Origin of the sequence: Ruminococcus sp. YRD2003 (assembly GCA_900109435.1) — a bacterium.
Taxonomy (GTDB): Bacteria; Bacillota; Clostridia; order Oscillospirales; family Ruminococcaceae; genus Ruminococcus; species Ruminococcus flavefaciens_G.
Map to the genome: position 1 here is coordinate 208,886 of FNZT01000007.1, position 16,311 is coordinate 225,196.

At 52.9% G+C, this 16,311-nt stretch carries 13 protein-coding genes; 1 reads left to right on the forward strand and 12 read right to left on the reverse strand.

Annotation, left to right across the window (positions count from 1 at the left end; all coding sequences use genetic code 11):
- Nucleotides 1-12: 12 nt before the first annotated feature.
- The 12 genes from BMX22_RS07145 to BMX22_RS07200 form a co-directional block, all read right to left on the reverse strand.
- Nucleotides 13-648: an HAD family hydrolase gene (locus tag BMX22_RS07145; RefSeq protein ID WP_074741793.1), complete on the reverse strand. Its 636-nt coding sequence runs from the start codon at nt 646-648 to the stop codon at nt 13-15.
- Entirely contained in the window at nt 645-1,709 is a 1,065-nt protein-coding gene (locus BMX22_RS07150; protein ID WP_074741794.1) for an iron-containing alcohol dehydrogenase family protein, read from the reverse strand. Before BMX22_RS07150 ends, BMX22_RS07145 begins: the two co-directional genes overlap by 4 nt.
- Nucleotides 1,710-1,932: 223 nt before the next feature.
- Complete coding sequence (locus tag BMX22_RS07155; RefSeq protein ID WP_074741795.1) at nt 1,933-4,176, reverse strand: beta-propeller domain-containing protein; 2,244 nt, start codon at nt 4,174-4,176, stop codon at nt 1,933-1,935.
- A 36-nt stretch (nt 4,177-4,212) separates the two neighbouring features.
- The gene (locus tag BMX22_RS07160) at nt 4,213-4,719 is read right to left on the reverse strand and encodes an RNA polymerase sigma factor (RefSeq protein ID WP_074741796.1); all 507 of its coding nucleotides are present in this window, start codon (nt 4,717-4,719) and stop codon (nt 4,213-4,215) included.
- Between the two features lie 213 nt (nt 4,720-4,932).
- Nucleotides 4,933-5,898, reverse strand: coding sequence for an ROK family protein (locus BMX22_RS07165; RefSeq protein WP_074741797.1), 966 nt, complete (start codon nt 5,896-5,898; stop codon nt 4,933-4,935).
- On the reverse strand, nt 5,895-6,872 hold the full coding sequence (locus BMX22_RS07170) for a type I phosphomannose isomerase catalytic subunit (protein WP_074741798.1): 978 nt from the start codon (nt 6,870-6,872) through the stop codon (nt 5,895-5,897). The genes BMX22_RS07165 and BMX22_RS07170 overlap by 4 nt, the downstream gene beginning before the upstream one ends.
- A 381-nt stretch (nt 6,873-7,253) precedes the next feature.
- Nucleotides 7,254-7,976: a GH25 family lysozyme gene (locus BMX22_RS07175; protein WP_074741799.1), complete on the reverse strand. Its 723-nt coding sequence runs from the start codon at nt 7,974-7,976 to the stop codon at nt 7,254-7,256.
- On the reverse strand, nt 7,977-10,163 hold the full coding sequence (locus BMX22_RS07180) for a hypothetical protein (RefSeq protein WP_074741800.1): 2,187 nt from the start codon (nt 10,161-10,163) through the stop codon (nt 7,977-7,979).
- A 152-nt stretch (nt 10,164-10,315) separates the two neighbouring features.
- Entirely contained in the window at nt 10,316-11,272 is a 957-nt protein-coding gene (locus BMX22_RS07185; RefSeq protein WP_074741801.1) for a hypothetical protein, read from the reverse strand.
- A gap of 25 nt (nt 11,273-11,297) precedes the next feature.
- Nucleotides 11,298-11,765 (reverse strand): GNAT family N-acetyltransferase, encoded by a 468-nt coding sequence (locus tag BMX22_RS07190; protein WP_074741802.1) that lies wholly within the window; start codon nt 11,763-11,765, stop codon nt 11,298-11,300.
- A 5-nt stretch (nt 11,766-11,770) separates the two neighbouring features.
- Nucleotides 11,771-12,103 (reverse strand): DUF3795 domain-containing protein, encoded by a 333-nt coding sequence (locus BMX22_RS07195; protein ID WP_074741803.1) that lies wholly within the window; start codon nt 12,101-12,103, stop codon nt 11,771-11,773.
- A gap of 291 nt (nt 12,104-12,394) precedes the next feature.
- Nucleotides 12,395-14,575 carry a stage V sporulation T C-terminal domain-containing protein gene (locus BMX22_RS07200; RefSeq protein ID WP_074741804.1) on the reverse strand — a complete coding sequence of 727 codons (2,181 nt, stop codon included), beginning with the start codon at nt 14,573-14,575 and terminating at the stop codon, nt 12,395-12,397.
- A 250-nt stretch (nt 14,576-14,825) separates the two neighbouring features.
- Here BMX22_RS07200 and BMX22_RS07205 point away from each other — a divergent pair, with 250 nt between their 5' ends.
- Nucleotides 14,826-16,040, forward strand: coding sequence for a 6-phosphofructokinase (locus tag BMX22_RS07205; RefSeq protein ID WP_074741809.1), 1,215 nt, complete (start codon nt 14,826-14,828; stop codon nt 16,038-16,040).
- Nucleotides 16,041-16,311: the final 271 nt, after the last annotated feature.

The window sequence follows — 16,311 nt, forward strand, 5'->3', positions numbered from 1 at the left end:
GCTCGCTTTAGGTCATTTCAGTGTTTTCAGCAGCCTCGGCAGGTCGCTGAAGCGCTCCAGCTCGGGGACTGTCTGTTCTATCGTGCCGAAGCCGTAGGCGGCGTGGATAAACTCAAGTCCCGCCTGCACCGTTGCATCGTAATCTCCCTGTATATCACCTATATACCATGCTTTTTCAAGGGAATTGCGCTCCGCAAGCAGTGCGATGTTCTCGCCCTTGCCTTTGAGGTTGTTGCCATAGCACTCGATGTCCGAGAAGTAATGCCCGAAGCCGTAATGCTCCAGAAAAGCCTCGATATAGCCGCTCTGACAGTTGCTGACGATGTACAGCTCATAGCCTTCCTTTTTCAGTGCCTTGAACGTGGTTTCAAGGTCGGGGTAGAGCACTCCGCCGTGCTCACGGAGATAGTCGTTCTCGTGCGCGCAGCAGAGGTCAAGAAGGCGCATACGCTCGTCTTTGGGCAGGTCAGCGAAGATGATATCGGCTATCCTGTCCATGGTCAGCCCCATTATTGACATAACGTCCTCTTTCGTTATCGCGGGGCGGTCATAGCCAAGCTCCCGCACCTTTTCGGTCCACGATGCGGCTACGCCCTCGGAGGAATCCCAGAGCGTGCCGTCCATATCAAAAATAAGTCCTGTTTTCATTTGCCCTCCGTCATTCTTGCGTATATCTCATTCAGCTGTACGCGGTCGTGCTTCACGTCGTCGAGTATGGTTATCCTGCCCGCTCTGACTGTACGTGCTTTCTCCCACATATCCGCAAACATATCCTCCGTGATACCATAAGCCTTCGGGTCGATGACAAGGTTATGCGCCGCAAAGAAGCTTATCATGCCGCTCGGGTCCTGTCCCTGAAAAATGCACGCGGGCACACTTCCGAGAGCGACTGCCAGTCCGTGGGATATCTTTATCTCGGGGTAGTATTCCTCGATAGCGTGTGCGAAGAGGTGCTCGCTGCCGCTGCACGGTCTCGACGAGCCCGCTATCTCCATTGCAAGTCCGCCCATCACGAGAGCGCGTGAGAGTATGCGTATGAACACGCGGCTCTTCATATCCTGCTCGTCGCAGTGGTAGACGGAATCATAGCTCATGCGACTGAGAGCATAGGCGAAGTCGTCCACCTGCGAGCCCGTCCGCGCCGCCGAGAGCTTCCAGTCATAGAGGGCGGTGTGCTTGGCAATGGTGTCGCCTATTCCCGAGAGAGTCTGTGTCTCGGGAGCGTTGATTATCATATTGGTATCGACGATTATTGCCGTCGGTATCTTGCAGTCGAGTGTCTTGCGGGCGCTGCCTTCTGTCTCGAGAACTGCAAACGGTGAAGCGAGGGAATCGTTGCTGAGCGAGGTCGGCATACAGATATAGACCGCCTTGCTTATATGAGCTGCGTACTTGGCTGTATCGAGCACTCTGCCGCCTCCAATGCCGATGATGACCTTTATGTCCTCGATGCAGACCTTCTTGGCGATAGAAACAGCCTCGTCAAAGCTCGCGCTTCCCATTGCGTATATCTCGGCATTGCCGAAATCGCGGCTGATATCGGTTATCTTCTCCTTGTATATGCCAATGAGAAATTCCTCGGATATCACGAGGGTCTTCTTACCGATGATGTCAGGGATATAGCGTCTGATTATCTCGTCGGAGTGAAAGAAAGCGTCCTCCTCGACGGCGAGACAGATAGGCAGATTGAAACGTGTGTGCTGGTTCATGCGAACACCTCCTGCATTATTATGTGCTGATATGATTATACTATGTTTTGAAGGATTTTGCAACCATTAGTTCAGTGCTCGAAAAAACAGGGCGGATGAGTGGAGCCCCCTCGGGCAGTTTCGTGGGCTGCCAAATACGTAACGTAAGGTCACGGCTCGGCAGCCCACTTTTTTAGTTAGGGGAAGCACACATATGCTGCCCTGTCAGTTATTTCATTGTTCCTCACTCAAAAGTCACGCTGTCAACTATCCCGATATTCTCGATATCAGCAGAGATGAACTTCTCGCCCGCGAGCACATATACATAATCGCCGATGTAGAGCGCTCTGTCTGCGGAGGTATTACGCTCAGTATCAAACACGTCGGTGACCTCGCCGCGAAGGACGAACTCGCCGTCTTCGTAGGAATAGAACATATACTTGTACTTCGACTCGTAGGTATACTCGTCATAAAGCTGAACAGGTACGCCGATGAGGTTCTTCTCGGGAGCTATCAGCAGAGCCTTGCGCTCATATGTCGCAACTGAGTTTACATACGCAGAATCCGTAGTGAACCGATTGAGCGAGCAGAAGCCCACTTCCCTGAGATCATTCGGGTCTGAGTTGTCGAACATAACGAGCTTTACGCCGTTCTGCAAGCCGTTTTCGTCGGCGTCTACCCCGAAGCCGAGGAGCAGTCCGTCGTCCCACTTCTGCATATAGGTGCTGAAGCCGTTTATCTTGTACTCGTCAAGGATAGTCGGCTCTGTCGGGTCGGAGAGGTCTATCGCAAAGAGCGGGTCGGTCTGTCTGAAAGTTACGACATATGCCATATCTCCGCTGAAATTCACGGACTTTATCTGCTCGTCCGCTCCGAAGTCCTTTATCTTGCCAACGGTGTTCATGTCCATATCAAGAACTGTCACCGCATTGCAGCGCTCAGTGTATGAGGGCTCGTTTGTGCCGAATATGTCGCCTATTACCGAGCTGTTATCGTGGTACTTGTTGATAGTGGTCGCAATACGGAAGTGTCCGTCGTACTCGCTCATTGAGAACTGGTTGAGCACGTAGCCCTCTACCGTACCCGAAGCCATGGGCTCGATAGTTCCGCCGTCAACCGCGATACGCGTGATATCGGAGTCTCCGCCGCCTTTGTTGACTGCCGCGTAGATGTTGTCTGCGGAGCTGTAAACAGTTCCCGTGAAACCCGCAAGCGCCTTGTTGTCAACAACATTGAATGTGCCCGCTTCGCTGAGGTCGATACCGCTTATGACGGTATAGCTGAGCAGAGTTTTCGCCGTGGGTGCTTCTGTCGGGAGCAGTACGTCCTCGGGAGGTATGCACTGTATCGTGTCGTCCGTGCCGCAGCAGGGTATATAGCGCTCGACGTTCTTCTTGTCCTCAACGCTGTTGAAATCGACCGTGTTATACGTGGATATCAGGTACATACAGCCGTCGGGAGCTATCCTCACGTCGTTGTAGAAACCGTCCTGAAAATACGTGCCGATGAGCTCGGGCTCGTCGCCCGTGGTGTAGAAGGAGACGAACGTACTGCTGACAGGCGGATGGTACACGCCCTCATCGTCTATATAGTAGCCGCCGTTGGAATAATAAGTCTTTCCGCTTTCATCGACCGAGCCGATGACCTCTATCATATCGTTGTATACGTACATATCGCTGACGGTAACGTTAAATCTGCCCTCTATGTCAAATGCGCTGAGGTCGGGGGTGAGGTCGAGGACCTTGGAGTCTGTGAATTCGCCGTCCTTTACAGTCGCAATGTCCATTTTCGGGAAGTTATGGTCGAAGGAGTTGACATACGCGTCTGTTTCTTCATCATAGTAATAGTCGACGCGGTCATTCCACAGGTAGTAGATGTTTTTGCCGTCGGTCTTGACGATGTCAGCCTCGCGCACGCCCTCTTCCTGGTCGTAGGTCTCGGAATAGTCGGGAGTATCGGGAGCCTCTGTCGCAGGGACAGCAGAAGTGCCGCTCTCCTCCGCCTCTTCGTACACTGTTTCGGGCATTGCTGCATCAGCAACGGCTGAAACCTCTTTATCTTTATTCGTGAAATTGAAGAAGCCGCCTGTCACGTTGCCTTGCTCCATGCGCTTCTGCTGCTTCTCCCACTTCTTAGCGCTTGTCTCCATCAGCTCGTATACTTCCTCGTAGCTCTCCGCGCCGTTCATGTACGGAGCCTCGACACGCTTGCCGCTGACCTTTGTCTTGCCGTTTCCGTCAATAGTGCTCACGGACGAGCTGCCGCTGTCCTTGTGTGCCTTCATCAGATGCGCCGTTCCCGCATACGAGCCTGCTACTACCGCGCAGGCTGCCGCTCCCGCAGCTATCCTGCCCGCTATGGATATTCCGCTCCGCTTCTTCTTCGGTGCCTTCTCGTCGAGCATAACCTTGATATTTTCGGGGCTGAGCTGCTCGGGGACTTCCTCGCTCGTGAGCATCTCTCTCAGCTTCTCATCATTTTCTCTCATAGTGCATCACCTTTCTGTTATCCGCAAGTTCGGACATTATGTACCCGACAGCTCAAGTCTGAGCCGCTCCTTTATGCGCGACAGCCGCGAGCGCACGGTAGCGGCGTTCATGCCGCATATCTGCGCTATCTCGTCGCCCGTGTATCCCTCGAGCGCCGACATCGACAGTATCAGCCTCGACTGCGGGTCAAGCCGCCCGACGGCTTCCCTGAGCTCGACATTCTCGTAGCCGAATTCCTCCTCGGGGAGTTCCTCGTCCTTGAGCTCGGCGGTATTCGCGAAGTATTCCCTCTGCTTGCGCTTTATCTTCGCGGAAAGTATCTTCATTATCCACCCGCGGAATGCCTTTTCGTCCTTTAGCCTGCCTATCGTTGTGAAGGCGTCGAGAACTGTATCGCTGACAACGTCGCAGGCGTCGTGAGAGCTTCTGAGGCTGTACAAAGCAATGTGGTACAAGTCCTTATAAACCAGAGAATAGAGCCGCGCAAAGGCTTCGGAGTCGCCGCCTCTTGCGAGCTTCACATCTGTGGAGAAATCATTCATACGAATCCCTCCTTTGAATCGATTCACTAATAGGGTGTCGGAAAAGGCAGAAATTGTTGCACCGTGATACAAAATTTGGCTATATGCACAAACAGCCATCGCCGCAATTGTAACATATAGCCAAAGATATCAGCGATGTAGGGGCGCATTCCGTGCGCCCGACATTTATTCGCCGAATTTGCGGGCGAGCGGAACTCGCCCCTACAATAATAATTATGCGTTCGCGCGTCCGAGGAATGCCGCGCCGATGATGCCCGCGTCGTTGCCGAGCGATGCTATCACTATCTTCGTATTCTTCGGAGAATTGCGGGTATAGACCTCCTTCTCAACAAGCGCTTTCATAGGCAGGAGAAGCGGGTCGCCCTCGTTGCATACGCCTCCGCCTATGCAGAGTACGTCGGGCTGGAAGATGTTGATAGTGTTCGTGATACCTGCTGCGAGGTACTTTATGTACTTGTCAACGACCGCCTTTGCGTAGATGTCGCCCGCTCTCATGCAGTCGAACGATGTGCGGGCTGTGACCTTGCCCTTCTCCTCTGCCGACTTGTTCATGATGCTGTCGGGGTGCTCAGCCATAGCCTCCTTGGTCATGCGGATAAGTCCCGTAGCCGAGGAATAAGCCTCGAAGCAGCCCTTGCGTCCGCATGAGCACTGTGCTCCGTCGACCTCAATGACAGTGTGACCTATCTCAGCGCCTGCGAAGTTTGAGCCTGCATATATCTTGCCGTCGATGATGATACCGCCGCCTACGCCTGTGCCGAGTGTGATACATACCGCATTTGTCGCGCCCTTTGCTGCTCCCGCTACATATTCGCCGTATGCTGCCGCGTTTGCGTCGTTCTCGATGAATACGGGGATATCGCTCCTGCCGACGAACTCACTGATGTACTTCACCATGGGTGTGTCCTTGAAGCCGAGGTTGTTCGAGTATTCGATTATGCCTGTTGAACTGTTAGCGATACCGGGAGTACCGATACCTATCCAGCCAATATCGTCGAGCGTAAGATTTGCGTTCTCGACTGCCTGAACAGCCATCTTTGCCATGTCCTCCGCTATCTCCTTCTCGGGACGCGGACAATTGGTCTTGGTGCTCGCCTTGGCAACTATGTTGTACTGCTCGTCAACTACGCCCGCAACGATGTTTGTTCCGCCGAGGTCGATTCCTACGTAATATTTCATTTTTGATTTCCTCCTCTGGATTCCTTTGTGATTATTACTGAGCATTTGCCCTTTATATCGCACGTATCCGCTCCTGCGGGAACAAATACGCTTGAACCTTTTTTAGCGTGCAGGACGGTCTCGCCGTCATACACGATGTCCGCCTCTCCGCTGAGGAAGAGCAGATGAGTGAAGCTGTCGGGACTGCCGACACTCATACTGCGGAAGATGTCGTACTTCTCGGTGGAGAAGTAGCCGCACTCCGCTATCGGAGTCCGCCACATACCCGCCATATTCACGCTTTTCGGCTGACCGTACTTCACGGTCGGCGGTGTACACCTCGTGACGTCAAGCGCCTTGTCTATGTGGAGCTCGCGAGGTTTGCCGTCGGCTCCGAGCCTGCCGTAGTCGTAGACACGGTAGGTCGTGTTGGAGTTCTGCTGTATCTCAGCGATGAGTATGCCCTTGCCTATCGCGTGGAGCGTTCCCGCCTCAATGAAGAACACGTCGCCTTTTTTTACAGGCACTCGGTTGACGATATCAAGGAGAGTCCCCTCCTCTATCGCTCGGCGGAAGGTATCGGAGTCGGTCTCCTCAGCAAAGCCGTATATCAGCTCTGCCCCCTCCTCGCAGTCAATGACGTACCAAACCTCCGTCTTGCCGTATCCGCCCTCGACGCGCATTGCGTAGTCGTCGTCGGGGTGTACCTGCACGGAGAGATCATCCCGCGCGTCTATAAGTTTTATCAGCACAGGGAAAAACTCGAATCTTCCGCAGTTTTTGCCAAGTGCTTCAGGGTGCTCCGCGATGAAGTCGGGAAGCGTCATGCCGTCGAACTCCCCTCCCTTTATCACGCTGACGCCGTCCTTGTGACAGCTCAGCTCCCAGCTCTCGGCGAGGCGTTCAAGTCCGCTCTCCTTGCCGAACTCCTCGCGGAGCTTCGTTCCGCCCCAGATGTAGTCCTTTATGGGCGGTATCAATTCAAATGGTCTCATTGTGACCTCCTGTGGTGTATGATTTGCCGCACGAACAACTTCTCGCGCGGAGGTATCTGCCGATTAAAAAAAGTTGAACGCGAAACCGAAAGTTTCGCTCAAGCCTTTTCAAAGGCTTGCGGGTCGAGGACAGAGCCTCGCAGGTTCCAAGGACAGCGTCCTTGGTGCCGCTCTATGGGCGGCATAAAACTAATTCCAATTAATTTGGTCTTCGCAAACAATCCAGTGAATTGTTTGCGAACACGATAGCTGACGTTTCAATGCGGGACGCCGAGGGCGGCGTCCCCTACATTTGGTTGAATTAACATCTTGTAGGGGCGGCGTTTCGCCGCCCGTGTATGACGTTCGCATATTTGCGGGCGCACAGAATGCGCCCCTACATTATTTTAATGTCAGTTCTTCAAGCTCCTCGGCTGTGCCGTTGAAGACGTTGAAGTCGATATACCGCTCGTCGCCGTAGTAGCCGTCGAGCTCGCCGTGGTCGTCGTACTGCCAGAACGTCCAGTCAACGAAGTCGGGCTCGGTCTGTTTGCAGCGTATCCACAGCGGGTAATCACTGCCGCATATCGGCTTGACATAGCGGAAGTACACGGGCAGAGTCGTATATATCACGGGCTTTACGCCGTAATACTGCTCCAGCTCGTCAAGGAGCGGTATCAGCACATCTTCCGTCTCATCGCGTGACGGCTTATCGAAAGCCTTGTCTCCGTAGTATTCGATATCTACCACGGGCGGAAGGTCTATCTCGTCCCTGCCGACGGTAGAGATGAAATTCTGCGCCTGAGTGTGTCCGCTGCTGTCAAAGCTGAAAAAGTGATAGCATGAACGCTTTATTCCCGTGTCTGCGGAGTTCTCGATATTGCGCCGCGCGGACTCGTCAACGTGTCCGCTGCCCTCGGTCGCTTTGATGTACGCGAACTGTACGCCCTGCTCCTCGAGAAGGTGCCAGTCGACCTCGCCCTGATAGTTCGAGACGTCCACTCCGAACACGGGGTAGCGTTTACGGCTTACAACAGCCGTCGACAGAACTGCCGATACGCCGACCGCTGCCGCAGTCATTACAGCTCCTGCCGCGATAAAGGCGTTTTTTTTCTTGTCTGCCATTTACTCTGCCACATCTCCCATAACTATTCCTCTGCCGTTCGTGGCAAAGTAGACCCTGCCGAAAACCTCGCTGTCCCCCGTTATGGACGGGGTGATGTTGCCGAAAAGGTGCTTGTCGTCGTTGAGGCGCTGCCATGTCCTGCCCTTGTCGGTCGAACGGTAGATGCCGTCGCCGTGAGGAGAGGCGTTGCCCTCAACATTGTCGTTGCCGATGATATATATTGCAGGATAGCCGCCCTTCTTCTCGGGAGCGCCGAATCCCAGAGCCTTTGCATTCACTGTTTTCAGCAGGGTGAAAGTCTCTCCGCCGTCTTCGCTGTACATCGGGTGCGAGCCGTTGTATGCCCAGACGTGTCCCTCGTGTCCGCCGACGGCAACAAGCTTGCTGTTATCGGTGAGTATCGCGCCTGTGGACTTGAAGTTGTAGCCGCCGTCCTCGGATACAAAGAAGCTTCCGCTGCTGACAGCGTAGAATTTCTTGGGATTCGCCTTGTCCGCGATGACTGTCGCACCGATGCTCAGTCCTTCGCAGTTGTACCACTTCTCGCCGTAGTCTGGGGTCATATACGACTTTCCGCTGAGTGCTGACGGACGCCATATTATCGTCCCGCCGTCCGCTGACATACACGCATAGCCGCCCTGCGACTTCTCGGGCAGGAACTTGATACAGTTCCACGTAGCGCCGCCGTCAGTCGTGTAGTTGAGCGACTTCTTCGACTCGCTCGTATACACGCCGTAATTGCTGTCGAGCCACGCGCACGCGACCGACGTAGCATTGCCGTTCTTCATAAAGTGAGCGTCGTCGGGCGGAGTCTCCACATCAAGATGCGCAAAGCCTGTCAAGTCGCCCATTATCGAGTACATCTGCGGCTTGCCGTCCTCATGCGGTGGTGCCACCATGTCGAATACAGCCGTCTCCTCTATGCCCTTTGCATCGAATTCTATGGTCACGGGCGTGCCGCTCCCGAGGTCGGTGAGGTTGACTGTAGAGTAGAGCGTTGCTCCCGTGCCGTAGCTGACCTTATCAGAGTTGAACGGGTCGAGCGCCACTGCTGCTGTCCACCAGCCGATAGATGCCTCTTCGCGCCCCCATGTGAGCCAGTCCGCTTCGGACACATCCATTTTGTAGTTCTTTTCCTTGCCTGTATACAGGGAAGACCAGCTTTTTCCGCCGTCCTGCGAGCGGTAGATGTTGTGTCCCCTGTCGTCCCAGAAGCTCAGTGAAGTCACAACTATGGTATCCTGAGCCTGAGCGTCGAGCGTTATGCCTCCGAAGCCGCCGTATCTGCCGTCGCCGACATCGGGGGTTATGTCCTCGAATTTTTCCGATTTAAGGTCGAGTGCGGAGACTGCACCGTTTTTCGGGTCGGTGTTTGGACCTGCCGTGTCAGAGTAGGCAAGGTACATATGCCCGTTCTCGGAGATGACCGCCTGTAACGGGTACATTCCTGCATTATTCGCGGGCAGAGCCTTCCACGTTGCGCCGCCGTCCGACGATTTGTACACGCACTCGCCGTTCATCTGTGCAGCTCCCGCATAGACATCACCGCTCGTCGGGTCGAACTCGACCCACATCACGCCGATGGCGTTGCCCTCCTGATAGTAGTCTCCCTGCACGGGGAAAGTCTCCACTTTTTTCCATGTCTCGCCGTAGTCCTCGGACTTCCACAATCCGCGGGTACGCGAGCCGAAATATACATTGCTGTTGTTTACAGGGTCGACCTTCAGTCTCTCGCCTACTCCGCGTCCCGAACAGTTGCCTCCGCAGCCGAAATCAAGGTCGAAGCGCTTCCACGTTCTGCCGTAGTCTTCCGAGGAGAGTATAGCGCCGTTTTCGCCCATATATGTGCCGCAAGCCGCATACACGCGGTTGGGCTCGACAGGGTCGGTGGCGATACTCTCGATACCGATGAGGTTCCACTCGTCACCGCCGAGGTGGTCGGTTATCGGGAGCCACTTGTCCTTTTCCTTGTCAAAGCGGTACGCTCCGCCGATATCGGTGCGCACATAAGCAAGCCCTTCCTCGGTTGGATTGTAAACAATGCCCGTAATGTAACCGCCGCCGCCTATCGCGACGTTACTCCACTCGTACTCCACATTATCACCGCCGCTCTTGCCGCAACCCGCCGCAGCAGCGCCTAAAACTGCCATTGCCGCAAGCATTGCGAGAGATTTCCTGATGTTCATAGCAAGCTCCTGTTCTGCGAACGCCGCGTCCGCCAATCCATACAGTAATATGATACCATATTTTTCTGAAAATAGCAAGAAAAAAATGAGCAGACGGCATTCACTCCACAAAAAGCAAAGGACCCGCCCCCGAGGGGACAGGTCCGTATCTGTCAATAATCGTTCTTCTTTCTGCGTCCGACGAGGAATACTATCAGCGTTACGGGCACACATATTATCCCTGCCCATATCAGTATGCTCTTCATGTAGCTGCTGTCGAACACCCATACCATTGCTCTGCCGTCCGCTACTTCATAGCTCCGCGTTGCGACGTGTCCGAAGCCGAGCCTGTACTTAGTCACTGTCTCGTCGCGGCTCAGGTCGACCTTCTTTGCAAGCTTCTCAGCGATTTTATCGGCACGTCTCTCCCCGAGATACGCGGTCTTCATGTCAGTGTAAAGGCTGTTTCTCTCAGACCTGTCCACCTCGGAATCAAGGTCTGAACCGCCGTAAATGTAGATGTTCTCGCGCTCGATGACTTCGCCGCTGCTCGGGAACTCGATGCTCTTCAGCTCGCTGCCGCTGCCGTCGATGACCGTTACCTTCACGGGCGTTACCAGATAGTCGTCGATGGTGTAGGAGTCCAGCCGCAAATTTGCGTCAATATGCTTTTCAAGCACGTCGCAGAGCTCCTTCGACTCGTCATAGCCGCACAGCTCGTCCACGGAGACAAGTCCTATCGTGCGCTTGATACCGTCCAGCTTTTCCTCGGTCTCCTCGTAGGCTGCGGCGAACGTGCCCTTCGAGAACTGGTTCATGCCATCACCGTCAAACAAGATGATAGACTGGTCTGCTTTGATGTCGATAAAAAGCAGGGTGGGGATTATACTGCCGTCCGATTCGATGCGGCTGTTGTCAAGCATTTGGCGTATGTAAAGGCGCTCAAGACCATTGGTCTTGCCGTTTTCCTTAAGCTGCGGGTGGAGCATTTCCTCGCTCTTTGCCACGTACCCCGTCATGGTCGGCGTAAGCATATCGCAGACCACGAATTTGTGGACTACAGTCCCTATAATATTGAGAACTGCCAGTACCACAAGCATTATCACTGCCCATATTATGCATCTTTTCATTGTCTGATTTCCTTTCTGTCTCCAATTATCTGAACTTCTCCAAGCGGTATACGTGCTCGTCATCGACCTCCGCTATGCCGTTCTTGTAGTCATAGCCCATGCGTCGGTAGAAGTTCACTGCCGTTATCGATGACGGTATCTCTATCCTCTTCGCACGCAGGAAAAACTCGTCCTGCTCGAGCGTTTCGATTATGAGTCTGCCTGCTCCCCTGCCCTGATACTCGGGCAGCACGAATATGGTGAACAAACTGCTTTCGTCGGTCTTGCCCCAGTACGGTCCTATTGCTCCGCAGCCGATGATGCCGCCCTCGTCCTCAACGACGTAGAAGTGGGTCCAGCCCGCACGCTCAAGTATGTTTGCAGGCTGCATATTCTTGACGACCTCCTCCATCAGCTCGGGAGTGTAGTCCTTTACGTTGGATATCCTGACCGTTTTTATTACAAGTGCGGAGACGGCTTCTGCGTCTTCCTCGCGGAATCTGCGTATCTCCATTTGTCTCACCCCTTCAGATTGTCGAGAGCTTCCTCGCTGTTCGCGGTCACCATTGCTACCTTCTCGCACGACGGCATTTCGGGACATTCACCGCAGGTCTCGACCTGACGCTCCATTGCACACCGCCTTATCGGACAGAGCGACTCGCAGTAGGCGAATTTGCGGCCTTCCACACGGCAGCCGTCGCAGTTTATCATCTCGGGTCTGATGTCCGCGGAGTTCATCTCAGACCACTCCCGCGCCACCTTCTCGCGAAGCGCGTCGTCATTATTGAGCGTGGCTGTGCGGGCCTCGCACTTTTCGCAGTCGAGTCCGCAGTAAGCTATCAGGTCTTTCATGGTATGTACCTCCCCAAAAAATTTATTTCTATTAGTATACAGCATATTTCGGAAGATGTCAATATTTTACTGTTTTTATCACAAAACGCAGCGGTTTCCATTGGCAATAAGCTTATCATCCTGTAACTCGGGGACTACAAAAGGACACTCCTGCATGAAGATACCATACACAATAAAATGGACGCACGCATGAGCCGCTTCGGACAGCTTTGCGGCAAAGAAATACCGAGCCCGTTATTTCAGGCTCGGTAATCCGATTTTTCGCTAAGAACAGCGCAGGGAATGCGTCCTTTATTCTATCTGCTTCGCAAGGAACTGCGCTGCTGCCGTGATAAGGCTCTTTTGCAAGTCTGTCGCCTCTGCGCCCTTGTCCGACGTCATAAAGGCTACTGCTCCCGAAACGTCTCCTGCCGTGATTATCGGCACGGCTGCAATTGCGGTGCGCTCTACGCCCTCCGCAGGGAAGAAGCTGTTGCTCCGCCCGTCGGGACAGAAGAACTGCCCGCGGTTGTCCATGAGTTCCTCAAGCTGGCCCGTCACGCGGCGCTCCGCAAACTCGCGCTTCGGTACTCCCGCCGACGCGACTACGTGGTCCTTGTCAAATATCACCACGGGACACCCCGCCGTCTTGTACATGACCTCCGCCACGTTTGCCGCGTTCTCGCTCAGCTCACTCATAGCCGAGTATTTCTTGAATATGACCTCGCCTTCGCTGTTTGTGTATATCTCTAAGGGGTCGCCGTCACTGACTACATTGACACGGAAAATATCGCCCTTTTTATTCCGTATTTGGGCGATAAACGGCTCATTTTCGGTTATTTCCGTGCCTTGCTCAAAATTTGCGTTTTCTCCTGCCGCAACGAGAACGGCTTCGGTAGGTATTCCGCAGCGGAGAAGCCTGTCTATATCTGCTTTCAAGCGAATCTCTATGCGGTCATTGTAAACAACTATTTTATCGATAATGAAGCCGACATCGCTCTTTGATAGACTTTCCTTTGCAAGTATGTCGTCGAATACCTCAATTACTCTCTTCGCAATACGACTGGACTGGATGAACGTATTGTGCTTATCTATTGCCATTTTAAGTTGGTTTTTCAGTCCTTCTATACGTATTGTAAGCTCGTCTATCTGCTCCGAATAGATTTCATTAAGTATCTCTTCACGTTCCGGATGAAGCATCGCCTCACGAGCTTGCTGTCGTGTTAGCATTTTTATTTCAAGCCTTGCATCATCAATCTGCTGTTCCAGAGTATCAATAAGGTTCTTACTGGAATCAGTCTCGGTCTGAGTATTGTCAATTGCTTCCTGCAATTGTTTAAGCATATCTGAAGAGTTATCACGAACCTTCCTGATATACTCTTTTAACAACCCATCAAGCATATCGACTCTCGTATGATGTGAAGTGCAGCCCTTCACTCCTTGCCTGTGATACGTTCCACAGCGATATGCAGGCGGAAGATTTGACCTGCTCATTGAAAACATCGGAGATCCGCAGTCTCCGCAGAAAAGATATCCCGAATAGACATTATCATATTTTTTGACGCCGCGATAGTGGGCGGTTCCGCGCTTTTTTTGCTGTTCCTGCGCCTGAGAAAATACATTGTAGTTCACGATTGCTTCGTGATTATTCTCAAAGACAAGATGCTCAGATTCATGAAGCTTTTCCGGCTCTCCGTTTATCTTCTTCCGCCTGTACTTGCGTTGCCTGAGCGTGCCGATGTAGAAATCATTGGAAAGCATCTCGCTTATCGTAACAGCGCTCCACGCCTCTTTTGCCTTGATATGGCACTCCTCGCCGTTTGCTTCACGGCGCATTTTCTCTGCCATATTCGGAGTCGGGATATGCTTGTCGGTCAGGTAATGTGCTATCTTTTGATACCCCCACCCCTGAACGTAGAGATTGAAAACCTCACGTACTATCTCTGCTGCCGGCTCGTCCACTATGAACTTCTGTGTCTTGGTATTCTGCATGATATAACCATATGGAACAGCACATATCCACTTGCCTTCCTCCTGACGCCGCTTGATCACAGACTTGACCTTCTTTGAAGTGTCCGTAACAGGCATCTCATTGATAAGGAAACGGAACTGTATCGCCGTCCAGTCATCATAGGTAGGATAGTCTATGCTGTCGCCTATTGAAATGATACGCATTCCAGCGTCACGGAGATCCTCAAGCTCAACAAGTCCCTTACTGTTACGACGACTGAAACGTGAGAAGTCCTTGACGATAAGTATATCGTACTCCAGTCGCAGCATTTTTTTGCGAAGCTCCTGATAGCCCTCGCGCTGCTCAAAAGTGTAGCCTGAACGGTCACGGTCTTCATAGAAGTCGAGCTCCGCCTCGGGGAAAGTGCGGGTCACATAATCAGTAATGAGCGACTTCTGGTTCTCGATTGAGGTGTTGTCGCGGTCGAGCTCGTCATCTACCGAGATTCGGCAGTAGCCCGCTATCCTGAGCGTTTTCACCATACGTCCTCCTTTCACAATGTTGGATATACATAAAATTATTATTGTATCAATATTGTATCATATATACATGCAGTTGTCAAGTACAGAAAAACGCGGGCATCAAATAAAGCGCATCTTAGAATTGGCAAAGAATTCGATTATAGAAGAGCTTCTAAACATCAAAAATAATGCTCAATATGTTGATTTTTTTACGGTCGTATGCTATAATAAGGTATACGTTCGTATTTCGACAACGGAGGGAAGCAATATGATGAACATTGCAGTAGCGCAGTCGGGAGGTCCCACCTGCGCGATAAACGCCTCACTCGTGGGCGTATTCAGCGAGGCACTCAAGGAGCCTAAAATAGACGCAATATTCGGTTCGGTGAACGGAATTGAGGGCATTATAGAGAACCACCTCATCGACCTCAAAGCCTTCATCAACACCAACGACGACATGGAGCTCCTGCGCCAGACGCCGTCGACGGTGCTCGGCTCGTGCAGATACAAGCTGCCCGACTACAAGGAGGACGAGGAGACCTACAAGAAGATAGTCAAGACGATGAAACAGCGTAGGATAGGCGCATTCTTCTACATCGGCGGAAACGACTCAATGGACACAGTGGACAAGCTCTCGGCGTACTTTGCCGAGAAGAAGATAGATATCAAGGTCATCGGAATCCCCAAGACCATAGACAACGACCTCTGCGTGACCGACCACACCCCCGGATTCGGCTCGGCGGCTAAGTACGTAGCCGCGACCATGCATGAGATAGTCCGCGACAGCTCGGTATACAGCATACCCTCGGTCACTATCGTCGAGGTCATGGGACGTCACGCGGGTTGGCTGACAGCTTCAAGCGCCGTACTGCACGCGCTCGGCGAGTCTGCTCCGCACCTTGTATACGTCCCCGAGGCAGAGTTCTCGCTGGACAAGTTCATGAACGACGTCCGCAACCAGATGGCTAAGCACAAGGCGGTCATCGTCGCGGTATCGGAAGGCATGGAGGTGCCTGACGGCGTGCAGTCGGGAGTAGTCGACAACTTTGGACACAAGTACCTCTCTGGCATAGGCAAGTATCTCGAGGAGCAGGTACGCGAGCAGATAGGCTGCAAGGTGCGCTCTATCGAGCTCAACGTAATGCAGCGCTGCTCATCGCACCTCTGCTCGCGCACGGATATCGACGAGTCCGAGGCAGTCGGAGCTGCGGGCGTGAGATGTGCGCTTGCGGGAAATACGGGCAAGATGATGGCATTCCGCCGCGTGAAGGATATGCCGTACACGGTCGTTATCGAGGCGGCAGACTCCTCCCTCATCGCGAACAAGGAGAAGTTCCTGCCGCGCGAGTACATCAACTCCGCGGGTAACAACATCACCGACGCGGTGATGAGCTACTTTATGCCACTGATACAGGGCGAGCTGAATATCCGCATGAACATGGGCATCCCTATGCATTTCACTCTACATGAGTCAGTATTAAAATAAATCTAATCGTAATAGTTAAGTTTACTTCTAATAAACATCCCCCGGCAGAGCCGGGGGTTTTTCCTTAAACGCCCCATAGGGGCTCATGGTACAAGCCACGCCTGAAAAGGCGTAGCAACACGGACGCATGCGGCTACGTTTTCCTGCGTTTTATTACTGCTTACCCGTTAAACGGGTTTGTATCGTCCAATGTCAGCTGACCCGCCATTCTGTCTTCTTCAAGCTGCCGCTGTATGTACTCTGTTATTGCCTTTGTATTTTTACCTACTGT

Bases quoted from the DNA above. Each gene is read 5' to 3' on its own strand.
- BMX22_RS07165 (WP_074741797.1), bottom strand. From the start codon at position 5,898: ATGAAATATTACGTAGGAATCGACCTCGGCGGAACAAACATCGTTGCG.
- BMX22_RS07185 (WP_074741801.1), bottom strand. From the start codon at position 11,272: ATGAAAAGATGCATAATATGGGCAGTGATAATGCTTGTGGTACTGGCA.
- BMX22_RS07170 (WP_074741798.1), bottom strand. From the start codon at position 6,872: ATGAGACCATTTGAATTGATACCGCCCATAAAGGACTACATCTGGGGC.
- BMX22_RS07195 (WP_074741803.1), bottom strand. From the start codon at position 12,103: ATGAAAGACCTGATAGCTTACTGCGGACTCGACTGCGAAAAGTGCGAG.
- BMX22_RS07190 (WP_074741802.1), bottom strand. From the start codon at position 11,765: ATGGAGATACGCAGATTCCGCGAGGAAGACGCAGAAGCCGTCTCCGCA.
- BMX22_RS07180 (WP_074741800.1), bottom strand. From the start codon at position 10,163: ATGAACATCAGGAAATCTCTCGCAATGCTTGCGGCAATGGCAGTTTTA.
- BMX22_RS07155 (WP_074741795.1), bottom strand. From the start codon at position 4,176: ATGAGAGAAAATGATGAGAAGCTGAGAGAGATGCTCACGAGCGAGGAA.
- BMX22_RS07145 (WP_074741793.1), bottom strand. From the start codon at position 648: ATGAAAACAGGACTTATTTTTGATATGGACGGCACGCTCTGGGATTCC.
- BMX22_RS07150 (WP_074741794.1), bottom strand. From the start codon at position 1,709: ATGAACCAGCACACACGTTTCAATCTGCCTATCTGTCTCGCCGTCGAG.
- BMX22_RS07205 (WP_074741809.1), top strand. From the start codon at position 14,826: ATGAACATTGCAGTAGCGCAGTCGGGAGGTCCCACCTGCGCGATAAAC.
- BMX22_RS07200 (WP_074741804.1), bottom strand. From the start codon at position 14,575: ATGGTGAAAACGCTCAGGATAGCGGGCTACTGCCGAATCTCGGTAGAT.
- BMX22_RS07160 (WP_074741796.1), bottom strand. From the start codon at position 4,719: ATGAATGATTTCTCCACAGATGTGAAGCTCGCAAGAGGCGGCGACTCC.
- BMX22_RS07175 (WP_074741799.1), bottom strand. From the start codon at position 7,976: ATGGCAGACAAGAAAAAAAACGCCTTTATCGCGGCAGGAGCTGTAATG.